The organism is Chitinophagales bacterium (assembly GCA_041392475.1).
In the GTDB taxonomy this organism is placed as follows: domain Bacteria; phylum Bacteroidota; class Bacteroidia; order Chitinophagales; family UBA2359; genus JAUHXA01.
Genome location: JAWKLZ010000001.1, coordinates 527,854 through 541,102 on the forward strand (window position 1 = coordinate 527,854; position 13,249 = coordinate 541,102).

The window sequence follows — 13,249 nt, forward strand, 5'->3', positions numbered from 1 at the left end:
AGAACTCCCTATCGAACTTTTGGTTTGGTAGGGAGTTTTTTTATCAAAAAATTTTCGTAATCTTGAAGCAAAGAATAATTGAGTTTGTATGAAAATCGGCATCATAGGAGCAGGTATTGCAGGATTGGCAACCGCTATTCGTTTGGCTTGTAGAGGTTTTGAAGTGACTGTTTTTGAAGCGAATGGCTATGCGGGTGGCAAGTTGTCGCAAATCGAGCAGGATGGTTTTCGCTTTGATGCGGGGCCTTCTTTGTTTACTTTGCCGACTTTGGTAGATGAATTGTTGGAGTTGGCAGACAAAAACACTACGGATTATTTTGCTTATACCCGTTTGCCGATGGTCTGCAAATATTTTTATGAGGACGGGACGGTTATTGAAGGATTGTCGAAGCCCAAGGATTTTTGTATTGAAGTCTATAAAAAAACGGGGGAGCATCCCCAAAAGGTTTATGAGCATTTGGAGAGAAGCCGCCAAAAATACGATTTGACCAAAAAGATTTTTCTTGAAAGTTCGCTTCATAAAATGCAAACATATTTGATGCCCAAAACCTTCAATGCCATTTCAAAATTATCTCAATTGGATTTGACCAAAACCATGAATGAGGCGAATGAACTGCAATTTACTAGCCCAAAAGTTGTTCAACTTTTCAACCGTTTTGCTACCTACAATGGTTCTGATCCTTATCAAGCTCCTGCAACGCTTAACATTATTCCTCACTTAGAACACAATATTGGCGCCTATTTTCCGATAGGAGGAATGTATGCGATTACCCAAACACTCTTGCGGGTAGCCAAAGAATTGGGTGTGGTTTTTCACTTCAATAGCCGAGTGCAAAGCATTGAAGTAGATGGCAAAAAAGTGTTGGGATTGAAGGTAGGAGAGAAGCGGTGGAAATTTGACAAGGTGGTGAGCAATATGGATGTTTTTTACACCTACCGAAAATTGTTGCCCAATCAAAAAGCTCCCGAAAAAACATTGCAGCAACCGAAATCAAGTTCTGCCTTGATTTTTTATTGGGGCATTAAGCAGCAATTTCCTCAATTGGATTTGCACAATATTTTCTTTGGCAAAGACTATAAAGCGGAATTTGACCATATTTTTCAGCAAAAAACAGTTTATCAAGACCCTACTATTTACTTGAATATCAGTTCTAAATACCAGCCAAACGATGCGCCAAAAGGCAGTGAAAATTGGTTTGTGATGGTGAATGTTCCTGCAAATGAGGGACAGGATTGGGAACAACTCATTGCAGTGACCCGCCAGAATGTACTGCAAAAATTGAGCAGAATGTTGAAGGTCAATATCTCCAAACATATTGTTACGGAAGCCATGTTAGACCCTCGAAGCATTGAAGCGAAAACGGCTTCGCACCAAGGAGCTTTGTATGGTAGTAATTCTAACAACAAGTTTGCAGCTTTTTTGCGGCACCCCAATTTTTCGAGCAGTATAAAGGGACTGTATTTTTGTGGTGGTAGTGTGCATCCTGGGGGAGGGATTCCGCTTTGTTTGTTGTCGGCAAAGATTGTGGATGGGCTAATTGGAGATAGATGAGCAAAATAAACAATCATTCTGCTTCAAAATTCTGAAAGTTCATTCATTTAATCAAAGTTTTTTGGGTTGATTAGTGGTGGATTATGGTATGTCAAGGTGTTACCAATTCTCAAAAGTTTGTCTAAATATTAAAATTTAAGAGGTTTTCTTGAATTTTATCAAGATTTTCTCAATTGGCATTGAAAAAATTATATCTTTAATCCTAGCTATTGAATAAACAGTATCTGCTAAACTCTATCAATGCAACAACTAAAAACTCAATTATCTGCTTTTGATATTCCGATTGAACAAGCTATAGAAAGGACTTGGTCGCATGAGGATTGGCCTAAATATTCGGAAGCTCTTGTAGAGGGTTCTGTATTACTATCTAAAAAAATGATAGAAATCGGAGATTTTAGCTTGGAACAATTGAAGATTACGCTGGAAAAAAACGTTGAAGAAACCGAAGTCTTGTTGCCTTTTTATGTGATTCATTTTTTGTGGGCAGATCGTGCAAAGCGTTTCTTGGTATTGTGGAGAGATGTTTTTTTTGAACAACAAAAAGCACAAATCCTGTTTGCTGATAAAGTAGTAGCTGAATCAGATATGCTTCAATTGAAACTACAATCTAAAGAGACAGTTGTGAATGCTTTTGAAGCTTTGAAAGCCTACTTTGATGAGCAAATAAAGCACATTCACCTATCTAAAGGAGGGAGTGGAAAACAAATTGATCAGTGGAAACTTCAAGCAAATCCTTGGCAAACTTATCGTGAACAGCTACAACAATTGCCCCAACAAATTAAGGTTTTGTGGCATCAAGGTGAAAAACTTGAAGTGACAACCGAGCACTTTGCAGAGATTAGAGATTTTGTAAACCAAACGATTGCTCTTTGCGAAAAAGAAATAGCGAATATAAAAACAAGTGCTCAACAGACGATTGAATATATATCAGAACACATTGCAGAAAGAGCTGGTAAGGTAGTGGTCTATTTGGAAGATGTGGAAGGAAACATTAGAACACTAAACCACAATAAAGTTTTTGCGATTGGACTGGAGGGAAAGTTAGAGTCTTTGGTAGAAAAAACGAAAGTTTATGTAGGTACAAATGAGGGTTTACTTCAATTTAAAGAAATTAATTTTCAGAAGAGTGTGAGGCAGTGGTTGGACTCTGAGATATTGCCTTTGTTGTACGAAGTGTGGGAGTTGACCGAAAGTGTGACAAATGGTATCAAAATGTCTTTGTTGAATATTCGCAATCGAGCCATTTTATTGTCGAATGAAAGCAAGGATGGTAAAATATTGGAGGTTAAAAAAGAAGAAATTAGCCAGCCATTGAATGCTTTTTTGAAGAAAACCGCTATTTGGGAGCAAGAGTTACTTGAATTGGAAATGCTGGTAAAAGAGAGATTGAAGGAAACTTTTAGGGTTACGTCAGTTTATGACGAGGATGATTTTTTGCCAATTGCACTGCAATCTACTATCAATCAATTGAAAATCAATCAAAATGAATGGTTGATAAAAACAAAAGATTGGCTGAAGCAGCAAGTAAGACTTATTCGACAATTGAAGTCTTCAATGGAAGACGAAAAATCATTGAGTATATCCGAAAAAATTGTGCGGTACGTGCAAAGCCGTACACCTGAGGCAGCTAACAATCAGTATTCAAGTATTTTTTTGACCAAAGGATATATAGGTGAGTCTTTTTGGGTGGGAAGACAAGCAGAACTTCAACACGTTAAGTCGCTGATAGGACAGTGGAAACTGGGTTTTCGAGGAGCGATTATTTTGAGTGGACAGCGTTTTTCGGGCAAATCACTTTTTGGTGAATTGGTAGCGAATCAATTTTTTTCAGAGAATACTATTCGACTTCTGCCTAATTCAGTGATTCAGGTAAAGGGTAGAAAATTGAATGGTAGCTATGATTTGGGTGCTGCTTTGGAGTTTGTCAAAAACTATACACTCAATGATTTTCCTTTGGTTTGGATAGATGACCTCGAACTTTGGGCTAGCCCTACTATTTCATTAAGTCAAAATGTACGGGAGTTGAGCCATTTTATTGATGGTTATTCTGGCCGAATTTTCTTCGTGGTTTCTATGAGTAACTGGCTCAAAGCGCATTTGGATAAGATTTACGGGATTGATAAAATTTTTCAAGCGGAAATTAACCTCGATCGGATGGGAGTAGAGGAAATACGTCAAGCTATTTTGATTCGTCACGGAGCTACTCATAAGGTTCTGATAGATAAGGAAGATAGGGAGGTGACTCCTCAACAATTCAAAAAAATGACCAACGATATTTACAAGGGTTCTGATGGCAATGTGGGCGATGCGCTCAATCATTGGTCTTTTTCTACCCGAAAGTTGGATGCCGAAAGGGTGGTTCATGACGCTAATCCTCCTTATGATTTACCCGATTTTCTTACTCCAAATACAACTATATTATTGGCTGCCATTATGATAGAAAAACGAACGAATGAATACCGATTGCGGAAATTGTTTGGCACGCCCTTTAAGGAAAAGTATAACAATATTCTTCAAAGGTTGATTAGTTTGGGAATTTTGATTCGTCATTTGGACGGGTGGCTTGAAATCAATGAGGCGATTGCCAATGATATTGGGCGGTTGTTGGAGGAAAAAGGGCATTTGAAGTTTCATAAGTGAAAAAAGATAGAAAAACCAGATGGATACATATACTCAATTTAGTTTGGGGAGTTTTTTGACGATTGCCATTGTTTTATTTGCACTCTATTTTTTGCTGCAATTTATACACCAAATATTGGAGCGATTGGATGTGTTTGGCAGTTTTCAGAAATATCCTAAAAAATGGATTTACCACCTGCTGCTGGTTTATGAACCCTTGGTAGTGTTGATTCTTGTAAGCGTGTTTATACTCATTTATCCTCTTTTTCATGGATTGTTGGTTGGCTTGCTGCTATTAGCAGGGTTTTCACACATCAAAAACTACATGAGTGGACGCATTGTGCAGTTTGACAATGCGATTGGTGTGGGCAAAAAATTGGTTACTGATGACTTGAAGGGAATTATATTATATTTAGGACGATTGGGATTGAAGCTCAGTACAGTCAAAGGCTTATTGTTTGTGAGTTATTCACAATTGTTGTCAAAAGGTTATTTATTGGAGTCAGGAGAAGAGATAGGTGGTTTGTACCATTTGAAAATAAGTCCCAAAGAACCTGCCGAAAAGATAGATTATGTGCTTCAATTGATGGATTTGTTAGCAACTGCTCCATATCTTGATTGGAATCACAAGCCTGCGCTATTGGCTTCAAATGAAACTCCTAATCAAATTGATGCACAGATGATTATCAAAGAAGAAAGTCATGTGCATGATTTGATGTTACTTATTGAAGAATGGGGCTTTACTTGCAAAATATCTAAAAAATAAATAAGAATCGTATATATGGAAATTTTAACTTCTTATAATTTGATTATTGAGGCATCTGTAATCATTATCCTTTCCTTCTTTTTTGGAGAACTATCACGTAAGACTAATATTCCCTCTGTGCTGATGCTCATAATATTGGGTATTGGATTGAAGTTTGGATTGGATGCTATTGGTGGAGAGGAAATTAATTTCTTTCCTGTTCTCGAACTATTGGGAATTGTAGGTTTGATAATGATTGTATTAGAAGCTGCATTGGAGTTAGAATTGAAGCGAGAGAAATCCATACCCATTGCCAAGGCATTTGTAATTGCGCTTGTGGGATTACTTTTATCCATTTGGGTGGCGGCTTTGATTTTGCATCATTTTATTCCAGATATGTCCATGCAAGCTGCTTGGCTTTATGCCACTCCACTATCTATTTTGTCGAGTGCCATCATCATTCCAAGTGTGTCGGGCTTGAACGAGGTTAAAAAAGAATTCCATATTTATGAAAGCACCTTTTCCGATATTTTGGGGATCATGGTTTTTTATTTTTTGAGTGGGCAAATGGATGCCGCCGAACACTCGAGTGGTTTCATTGGTTTTGGTGGCAATGTCCTTTTGACGGTTGTACTTTCGTTGATAGCCAGTTATTTGATTGTCTTAATTTTTCAAAAAATCAAGACCCATACCAAGTTGTTTTTGCTTATTGCAGTGTTGTTGTTGTTGTATTCGGTGGGTAAAAAAATGCATCTTTCCAGTTTGATTATTATTCTCGTTTTTGGCTTATTGATTGCCAATATGCCATTGTTTTTTAGAGGGAGAATGAAGCAATGGCTGCATATGGAAAAAGCCAAGGAGATTTATGAAGGTTTGCATATCATTACAATGGAAACTGCTTTTGTAGTGCGAACTTTTTTCTTTGTCATTTTCGGAATCACCATTTCACTTACATCTTTGGCAAGCCTGAATGTAGCGATGATTAGCGGCTTAATCATTGTATCGATTTATGTGATTCGTTTTGTGGTTTTGCGGATATTTGTAGGGAAAGATATTGTTCCTCAATTGTTCATAGCACCTCGTGGATTGATAACCATTCTATTGTTTTATGCTATTCCTCCAAATGCGAGAGTAGCCAATTTTGAAGCAGGTATTTTGTTGTTTATCATCATTGCAACGAGTTTAATCATGACGATAGCGATGATTTACGACAAACAACGAACGAGCCGAGCAGTACGTAAAGCGCAAGATGCACCTGTGGGCTATGAAAGGTGGAAAGCTCCTACAATTGAAACAATTGCAGGAAAAGTGGATAAACATTGATAATTATTTGATTTTGACGTAGATAACGGGAGGTTCAAAATTGGCATCCTTTCGGAATTCTAATATATGTCCATAATTTTGGAGCATTTTAGAAAGATTGGCATATTTGACTCCATTTTGACGCAAGAGAATCCCTATTTTGGCTAAATTAGCCCAACCTTTTTCGTCGATTGCAGTTGCGACCGTGTTCTTAATGACGATTTCTATTTCTAAGTATTCCATATTACTTCAATCAATATTAAAATAACGTTATTGCGTTAAAAAGATATTTGCAAAAGGGCAATTGTGCTTTTTTTTGAGTAAATTGAACATTATTTTTCACACTTGCAAGTAAACCCATAAATTATTGTTTAGCCATGGCCTTACCTGACTTGATAAAAAATGGCTTGAAGATTTCCAAAACCGTATTGTTTCGCTTGTTATTGGTAAAAGCGGGTAGTTTTTTGTCCAATCCACTTAAATTGGTAGCTACTATTGAGTCGGCTGCCCAAAAATTGATGGAAGCGGAGAATGACGGCCGCCTTCAAGAAGAAGTTTTGAAACCGATGAAAGATATTTATCGTCTTGTTGTTGCCTCAATAAATGGTGACTACCATGATTTTTCTCGGAAAAATTTAGCGTTGAGTCTTGCAACCATTCTATACTTTGTCTTACCTTTAGACCTCATCCCAGATGTGCTTCCAATAGTAGGCTTTTTAGACGATATTAGTTTACTTTTTTGGCTGCTTAACATCATTCAAAAAGAGGTAACACTTTTTTTGGAATGGGAAGAACTAAACAACTTATTCATTGAATTAGATGAGTTGGATGATTTGTTTAATTGGGAAAGTGAAGCCCCTTCCGACCCAACTCCTCCTGGCGAAAGTCAAGGACCGAAAGGAAAAGATGTATAATTTGTTAATTTTGCATTATTTTCTATTTAACCAACTTACCTCAGATGTCTAGCATCGTGCCGAAAGTAAATATTCATGAAGAAAGAGCTGTTGATGTATTAAATATCATCAAGGCCAGCCATCGTCTCAATGGGATTGCAGTAGAAACACCGCTACAGCGAAACGAAAATTTATCAGACAAATACAGCGCAAACGTTTTTTTGAAGCGAGAAGACTTACAAGTCGTTCGCTCCTATAAAATTCGTGGTGCCTATAACTTGATGTCTAACTTGACCGAAGAGCAGGCAGAGAATGGAGTAGTCTGTGCAAGTGCAGGCAATCATGCACAAGGTTTTGCCTATTCTTGTCGTTTATTAGGTATTCACGGCAAGGTGTATATGCCTACACCTACACCTTCTCAAAAAATCAAACGAGTAGTACAACTGGGTAAGGAGATGATTGAGGTTGTATTGGTTGGAGATACTTTTGATGATGCCTCGGCTGAAGCATTGACGTATGCTAAAGAACATAATAAGGTGGTGATTCCGCCTTTCAATCATCCTCTGGTCATTGAAGGGAACGGGACAGTGGGCTACGAAATTTTGGAACAATTCAATGGGCATATAGACTATCTGTTTTTGCCGATTGGAGGAGGAGGTATTTCCTCCGGTGTGGGAACTTATATGAAGTCACTTAGTCCGAATACAAAAATTATTGGAGTAGAACCCGAAGGTGCTCCTGCAATGTGGGAAGCTTTTCGACAAGACAAGGTTGTGACGCTTCAAAATATAGATACGTTCGTAGATGGAGCAGCTGTTAAGCGAGTAGGAGAATTGAATTTTGGTATCTGCAAAAAAGTATTGGATGCTATTCAATTGGTTCCAGAAGGGAAAATATGTACGTTTATTTTGGATATGTACAACGACGATGCTATTGTTGTTGAACCCGCAGGTGCGTTAGGCATTGCAGCAATGGATTTTTACAAAGAGGAAATCAAAGGTAAAAATGTGGTGTGTTTGGTTAGTGGGGGAAACAATGATATCCAACGAATGCCTGAAATCAGAGAGCGGTCACTTATTTATGAAGGAATAAAACATTATTTTATTATTAACTTTCCACAGCGAGCAGGTGCTTTGCGTGAGTTTTTGGATAAAGTCTTGGGACCTAATGACAGCATTGCTCATTTTGAATATGCAAAAAAAAATAACCGAGTGAAAGGGCCTGCTTTGGTAGGTATTGAGTTGGAGAAAAAAGAGAATTACGAAATGTTCCTTCAAAGAATGAATGAGAACAATATAGAATATACGTTGGTGAATGAAAATCCCAGTTTGTTTAATTATTTGATTTAAAATAAAATAATCATATTTCAACATGAAAAAGTTTTCGATTTTATTGATGGTTTGTATAGTTGCTTTTATGAGTGCTTGCCAATCAGAGGGAAATGAACAGAAAGAAGAAACCGTAGAGAATAAAACTGAAAAAACAGATGAGGACACGGATTTGTCGGGTAATACGAAGGAAGAGCTCGAAAAATTCAAAAAAATTGTTCCTACTTCAAAGGAAGTAACGGATATTCAAGAACGTTATGAAAACTATAAAAAGGCTATTTTAGCCAGTAGTGGTAAAGATGCAATTGAAAATATCGACAAATACTCTATAGACTATTACGGCAAAGTGCTAGATTGGGCTTTGAACAGTTCGAAAAGTGAAGTAGAAAAACTGACTCCTGTAGATCAATTCATGGTATTGTCTGTTCGTAAAAGAATTCCTCATGGAGAAGTAAAAAAAATGACAGGTAGAGATTTGTTAATCTATACGGTTGATCATGAATGGACAAACAAAACGACTGTGCAAATGACCAATCTCGGCGAAATCAGAAAAGAAGGTGAAAATGGAGCAAGAGCTTCTATGGGGGTCAATAAAGCAAATACCAATACATTCATCGAGTTTACACGTGAAGACAAGACCGCAGATTGGAAAATTAACTTGGTATCTTTGTCTGAAAATGTCAATGAACAACTCATTCGCATGGCGAGTGATAGAAAACAAACTGAAAGCAAGTTGATTTTTGATATGATCAAACAATTTACAGAATCAGATGTAAGTGACGATGTATGGAATCCTATCAACTAATGTAGCTTTTCTAACTTTTTTCAATTAATTTAATCCGTAAAGTGCAAAAAAAGGCAAATAACGCTTCAAAACCCTCCTATTTATACGCTATAGTTAGCGTATCACTTGTATTGTTCATGTTGGGATTATTGGGTGTTTTTTTAACCTATGCTCAAGCACTTTCTACGCACTTCAAAGAAAACATTGAAGTAACAGTCATACTCACCGACCAAGCCAAAGAGCGAGAATTGTTATTATTCGACGAATACTTACAAAAAAAACCTTTCATTAAAAAATCTAAGTATGTATCCAAAGCAGATGCAGCTCAAGATTTTGTAGAGAACTACGAAGAAGATTTTGTGGAGGTGTTGGGTTATAATCCGCTATTTTCGGCATATTATCTGTACCTACAATCATCCTTTGCCAATACAGATAGCCTTCACATCATAAAGGCAGACCTAATGGAACAGCCTATTGTTCGGGAAGTTTTTTATCAAGAAGCATTGGTGGATTTGGTAAATACCAATATACAAAAGATAAGCATTATTTTTGGGCTTTTAAGTATCGTATTTATGTTCATCGCCTTTATGCTTATAGATAATACCATCAAACTAAATATGTACTCCAATCGATTTCTTGTGAAAAGTATGCAATTGGTTGGAGCAACCAGAATGTTTATCGCCCATCCATTTCTTATAAAAAGCCTTTACAATGGCGTTTTGAGTGGATTGATAGCTTCTTTTTTATTGTTGCTAACTTTGGTTCTAACTCAGAGAAGTATTGCAGAGTTAAGATTGCTTGCCAATCCTATTTACTTTGTTTTTATTTGCATTGGAATAATAATTATAGGTGTTATGCTTTCTTGGTGGAGTACACGCACAGCTGTGTACAAGTATCTTCAAATGAAATTTGATGACCTCTATTAAATTTTTCTAAACAATTCAGGCATATTTATTTTTTTTTTCAGAAAAAAAAGCTTATTTTTAGTTCACTATAACCCTAATATGCAAAACAGACAACAGTTCACCCAAGAACAAATACTAAAACTCCTTCGTCAAAAAGACAAACGAGCAGTTAGTGTATTGTATCAACAATATGCAAAAACACTCTATGGAGTAATTTTCAAGATACTTGATCATAAGGAACTTGCAAATGATGTTTTACAGGAAACTTTCTGCAAAATATGGCAAAGGTTTTCTCAATACGATGATTCAAAAGGACGCTTGTTCACTTGGATGTTGAATATTGCTCGAAATTCTGCCATTGATAAAACCCGCTCCAAAGAGTACAAAAAATTAACTCAATACCAAGATCAACAATTAACAATTGAAAATAACTTTCTTGGATTAAAGTACTCCAATAATACCGACTTAATAGGTATCAAAGATTTAATTAATAATTTAGAACCTAAATATAAAAACCTTATTGACTTGATTTATTTTCAAGGATATACCCAGCAAGAGGCGGCTCAAGAATTAAGCCTACCTATGGGAACTGTAAAAACCAGATTGCGAACAGCTATTTTATTACTTAGGAAAATTGTAGTCATTTAGGTGAAAACACAAGAATATTTATCATCAGGGTTATTAGAACTTTACATTGCTGGGGTACTTAATGAATCAGAATCTGCTGAAATCACCCAACAAATCGCTACTAATCCTCTACTCGCTAAAGAAGTAGAACAAATTGAGCGTATATACTGTAAAATAGGTTTGGAATATGCACCTTACCTAAATGACAATACACTCGATGATATACTTCATCAAATTGAGAGCATAGACAATCAAACCCAAAGTTTGTCAATTACCAATAACCGAGATATCGCATCTTCTGGTATATTGGAACTGTATGTAGCAGGAGCACTGTCAGAAGAGGAATCTATAGAAATTACACATCTTATTGCTAAAGACAAATATCTACAGGTTGAAGTTGAGAAAGTTGAGAAGGCATATATTCAGTTATCTATTTCAGAAGCACCTACCTTAGACGAGTTCAGCTTATTTAATATGCTGAATAATATAGATAAAATTCAAGATGATTTAGTAGAAGGTTCTCATCAAATGTCTGTTTCTTCTAATCATATTCGACAAAAACAACATAATAATAGGAAAAGTGATATTTCCGAAAAATATCATACCCATAATCTTGCCAAGAGAAATTGGCAATACCTTGCCGCTGCGGCTTTAATATTAATGATTAGTGCAGGGGCTAGTTTCTTTATGATGAATGAATTTCGTAAAACCAGTGAACAAATAGCAGTATTGGATATAGGCAATACAAAAGCTATAGATGGACTGGAGGCAGGATACAGTGATGATCGCAATAGCTTCATGGCTAATTCTGTTTCTTCAATAGAAGTTCTTTTAGTGTCAACAAAAAAGGATATGCCTAATATGGAGGCAATCATTTATTGGAACAATCATGAAGGCGATACTTATATTGAAGCGAGTAAATTACCTGTTCCACCCAATAACAAACAATGGCAAGTATGGGCTGAAATTTCCAATGTTGCTAGTCCTTATAATTTAGGTTTGCTACCTAAAATGGAAAAAAACAAAGATAATTTTTTCAAACTTCAAAAACTTCAAAAACAAGCTATATCTTTCTTCATTACCTTAGAGCCTGTTGGAGGAAGTTTGTTGCCTTCTCCCACTCAAATATATCTAAAAACTAAAGAGGAGAATAGAAATATTTGAAAAACTAAAATTTCACTTCCAACAAACCTCCTGCTAACTGAATCATCTCCAATTCAATAACCTTTGCATTGTATTTAGCACGGCTAAAACTTGTTGCAGCATTTAGTAAATTCAACTGTGCCTGTCTAAACTCAACCGAAGAAACCTGTCCTGTTTTGAAGCGTTCCTGTGTATAATCAAAATTCACTTGATTTGTTACCAAATTTGATTGCTCTACCTGCAATATGTACAAAGCATTTTGATAACTTTCCCAAGCATTTGTGATGTTAATTTGCAGTTGTTGAAGCAGTTGTTCCTTTTGAATTTGTTGGTTGCTGATATTGATGAGCGTATTTTGTTCTCTGATTTTTCTAGCCCCGCCATCAAAAATATTCCACGAAACACTCACACCTGCTGTCAAGCCTCTACTAGTTGAAGAAGTGATAAACGCTTCAGGTGCATTGTCTTGAAAGCTGTAATTGTAAGCAGCACTTGCGCCTACTATCGGTTTTCTTTGGGCATCAATAATTTGCAAGTCGTAGTTGGAGATATAGATGTTTTTATTCGCCAACAGGACATCCACATTGTTTTTTTGAGCATCTGCAATCAATTGAACTAAAGACAAGTTCTCTTGATATACAACGGTTGTATCTACTTCAAAATCGCCAATTTCTGTACTCGACATTATCACTTGCAAACTCCGTTTGGCATTGGCTAGTTGTTGTTGTGTATTTAGATAATTGATGCTATCCCTCTGTATATCGACCTCTGCATTCAGCACGTTGAGGCGAATCCCTTGACCATATTCGTATTGATATTGGGTTCTCTGCAAACGACTTTTGGATACTTCAAGTGTTTGAGCTAGTAAATTAAGACTTTCGGTCAAACGAGCAATTTCGTAGTAGCCACTTAGCAATTGCAGTAAATTGAGTTCAATGGTTTGTCGCAATTGCAGTTCAGAAAGGTTCAGAACTTCTCGCAATTGCTCCAAATTGTAGGTGCGTGTTTGGTCATAAAGCGTATAGTTTGCAGTCACCGAACCATTTGCACTCCAAGTAAATGCATTTTTCACATTGTTTTCAGCTCCAGTTCCGAATTTTTGAGTCGAACCTCCCAAGTTAGCATTAGAACCGGCATTGGCGTTCAGAGTTGGAAGGAAACGATTGTTTTCTTTGCTCGTATTATTTTCTGCAATTTCAATATTGTTTTTTGCTACCTTGATTCCATAGTTGTTTTGAAGTGTAGTTTGAACAGCTTGAGTCTGGGTCAGAATAGTTTGAGATTGCAGAAAAGCAAAGGGGAATAGTAATAAAATGAGGGTTTTATAGATAAATTGTTTCATTGTTAAATT

General features: G+C 36.5%; 12 protein-coding genes. 10 read left to right on the top strand and 2 right to left on the bottom strand.

Going from position 1 to position 13,249, the window contains the following annotated elements:
* Positions 1 to 88: 88 nt before the first annotated feature.
* The 4 genes from crtD to R3E32_01910 all read left to right on the top strand — a co-directional run bounded on the left by crtD (position 89) and on the right by R3E32_01910 (position 6,239).
* Positions 89 to 1,552 (top strand): 1-hydroxycarotenoid 3,4-desaturase CrtD, encoded by a 1,464-nt coding sequence (crtD, locus tag R3E32_01895; GenBank protein ID MEZ4883460.1) that lies wholly within the window; start codon positions 89 to 91, stop codon positions 1,550 to 1,552.
* A gap of 240 nt (positions 1,553 to 1,792) precedes the next feature.
* Complete coding sequence (locus R3E32_01900) at positions 1,793 to 4,192, top strand: hypothetical protein (protein ID MEZ4883461.1); 2,400 nt, start codon at positions 1,793 to 1,795, stop codon at positions 4,190 to 4,192.
* Between the two features lie 19 nt (positions 4,193 to 4,211).
* Positions 4,212 to 4,937 (top strand): hypothetical protein, encoded by a 726-nt coding sequence (locus R3E32_01905; protein MEZ4883462.1) that lies wholly within the window; start codon positions 4,212 to 4,214, stop codon positions 4,935 to 4,937.
* Positions 4,938 to 4,952: 15 nt separating this feature from the next.
* A complete protein-coding gene (locus R3E32_01910; GenBank protein ID MEZ4883463.1) occupies positions 4,953 to 6,239 on the top strand; it encodes a cation:proton antiporter in 1,287 nt (428 codons plus the stop codon).
* A gap of 3 nt (positions 6,240 to 6,242) precedes the next feature.
* Here the strand turns inward: R3E32_01910 and R3E32_01915 are convergent, their stop codons facing one another.
* Positions 6,243 to 6,461 carry a hypothetical protein gene (locus tag R3E32_01915; protein MEZ4883464.1) on the bottom strand — a complete coding sequence of 73 codons (219 nt, stop codon included), beginning with the start codon at positions 6,459 to 6,461 and terminating at the stop codon, positions 6,243 to 6,245.
* A gap of 134 nt (positions 6,462 to 6,595) precedes the next feature.
* Between R3E32_01915 and R3E32_01920 the strand changes: the two genes are divergently transcribed.
* The 6 genes from R3E32_01920 to R3E32_01945 all read left to right on the top strand — a co-directional run bounded on the left by R3E32_01920 (position 6,596) and on the right by R3E32_01945 (position 11,919).
* Entirely contained in the window at positions 6,596 to 7,132 is a 537-nt protein-coding gene (locus tag R3E32_01920) for a DUF1232 domain-containing protein (GenBank protein MEZ4883465.1), read from the top strand.
* Between the two features lie 44 nt (positions 7,133 to 7,176).
* Positions 7,177 to 8,460 (top strand): threonine ammonia-lyase, encoded by a 1,284-nt coding sequence (gene ilvA, locus R3E32_01925; GenBank protein ID MEZ4883466.1) that lies wholly within the window; start codon positions 7,177 to 7,179, stop codon positions 8,458 to 8,460.
* 22 nt (positions 8,461 to 8,482) lie between these two features.
* Positions 8,483 to 9,244 (top strand): hypothetical protein, encoded by a 762-nt coding sequence (locus R3E32_01930; protein ID MEZ4883467.1) that lies wholly within the window; start codon positions 8,483 to 8,485, stop codon positions 9,242 to 9,244.
* Positions 9,245 to 9,360: 116 nt separating this feature from the next.
* The gene (locus R3E32_01935; GenBank protein ID MEZ4883468.1) at positions 9,361 to 10,149 is read left to right on the top strand and encodes a permease-like cell division protein FtsX; all 789 of its coding nucleotides are present in this window, start codon (positions 9,361 to 9,363) and stop codon (positions 10,147 to 10,149) included.
* 78 nt (positions 10,150 to 10,227) lie between these two features.
* Complete coding sequence (locus R3E32_01940; GenBank protein ID MEZ4883469.1) at positions 10,228 to 10,776, top strand: sigma-70 family RNA polymerase sigma factor; 549 nt, start codon at positions 10,228 to 10,230, stop codon at positions 10,774 to 10,776.
* A complete protein-coding gene (locus tag R3E32_01945; GenBank protein MEZ4883470.1) occupies positions 10,777 to 11,919 on the top strand; it encodes an anti-sigma factor in 1,143 nt (380 codons plus the stop codon).
* A 4-nt stretch (positions 11,920 to 11,923) separates the two neighbouring features.
* Here the strand turns inward: R3E32_01945 and R3E32_01950 are convergent, their stop codons facing one another.
* Complete coding sequence (locus tag R3E32_01950; GenBank protein ID MEZ4883471.1) at positions 11,924 to 13,240, bottom strand: TolC family protein; 1,317 nt, start codon at positions 13,238 to 13,240, stop codon at positions 11,924 to 11,926.
* Positions 13,241 to 13,249 lie beyond the last annotated feature (9 nt).

What these genes read in the sequence shown, in the direction of transcription:
- R3E32_01905 (MEZ4883462.1), top strand. Translation starts at nt 4,212, where the DNA reads ATGGATACATATACTCAATTTAGTTTGGGGAGTTTTTTGACGATTGCC.
- R3E32_01930 (MEZ4883467.1), top strand. Translation starts at nt 8,483, where the DNA reads ATGAAAAAGTTTTCGATTTTATTGATGGTTTGTATAGTTGCTTTTATG.
- crtD (MEZ4883460.1), top strand. Translation starts at nt 89, where the DNA reads ATGAAAATCGGCATCATAGGAGCAGGTATTGCAGGATTGGCAACCGCT.
- R3E32_01935 (MEZ4883468.1), top strand. Translation starts at nt 9,361, where the DNA reads ATGTTGGGATTATTGGGTGTTTTTTTAACCTATGCTCAAGCACTTTCT.
- ilvA (MEZ4883466.1), top strand. Translation starts at nt 7,177, where the DNA reads ATGTCTAGCATCGTGCCGAAAGTAAATATTCATGAAGAAAGAGCTGTT.
- R3E32_01920 (MEZ4883465.1), top strand. Translation starts at nt 6,596, where the DNA reads ATGGCCTTACCTGACTTGATAAAAAATGGCTTGAAGATTTCCAAAACC.
- R3E32_01910 (MEZ4883463.1), top strand. Translation starts at nt 4,953, where the DNA reads ATGGAAATTTTAACTTCTTATAATTTGATTATTGAGGCATCTGTAATC.
- R3E32_01950 (MEZ4883471.1), bottom strand. Translation starts at nt 13,240, where the DNA reads ATGAAACAATTTATCTATAAAACCCTCATTTTATTACTATTCCCCTTT.
- R3E32_01915 (MEZ4883464.1), bottom strand. Translation starts at nt 6,461, where the DNA reads ATGGAATACTTAGAAATAGAAATCGTCATTAAGAACACGGTCGCAACT.
- R3E32_01900 (MEZ4883461.1), top strand. Translation starts at nt 1,793, where the DNA reads ATGCAACAACTAAAAACTCAATTATCTGCTTTTGATATTCCGATTGAA.
- R3E32_01940 (MEZ4883469.1), top strand. Translation starts at nt 10,228, where the DNA reads ATGCAAAACAGACAACAGTTCACCCAAGAACAAATACTAAAACTCCTT.